We start from the raw sequence: 631 nt of genomic DNA on the forward strand, positions 1-631 counted from the left end.
GCTGGTTCGGCTATCTCGGGGTGTTCAGCGGCCTGCTGGTACTGGCGGTAGGTTTGCTGCTGGTGACCTGCTGGCAGTTACCGGAAACCCGTCCGGCCACCAGCCAGCAAGTCGCACTCTGGCCGTTGGCGTGCCGGATGATGAAGGATGGCGGGCTCTGGCGCAGCGCCATGCTGGTCGCCCTGTTCAACACCATGCTGTTTGGTTACTACAGTCTGGCGCCGTTCCTGTTTGCCGGATTGGAATTGAGCACCGGCGAATTTGGTTACTCGGGGCTCTTGCTGGCACTGGCGACCCTGCTTGGCAGCCTGCTCAACAAGCATCTGCTGGGGAAGGGGTGGCTGCCGTCATCTCTGGTCAGACTGGCTTGCGCTCTGGCGCTGGTTACCGGGCTGCTGGTCTGGGCGACTCAGGCCACCCTCTGGTTCCTGTTGCCCATGATGGGAATCGTGGTGGCCTTCGGGCTGGCGATCCCCAATGTGCTGAGTCAGGCGCTGCTGGCCTATCGCGAGGTAGCAGGCAGTGCTGGCGCCCTGTTCGGGCTTGGCTACTACCTGCTGCTCAGTCTGGGGTTGGCGGTGGCGGCCGGATTGCAGGATCTCGGCCTGTTGCTGAGTGGCTGCGGTCTGCT

Annotated in this window: 1 pseudogene; it reads left to right on the forward strand. The window is 63.2% G+C overall.

Going from position 1 to position 631, the window contains the following annotated elements:
• Nucleotides 1–631, forward strand: a pseudogene (locus tag AACS18_RS23450) (MFS transporter); the annotation flags it as partial.

It is taken from the genome of Aeromonas sp. HMWF015 (genome assembly GCF_963878965.1).
GTDB lineage: Bacteria > Pseudomonadota > Gammaproteobacteria > Enterobacterales > Aeromonadaceae > Aeromonas > Aeromonas veronii.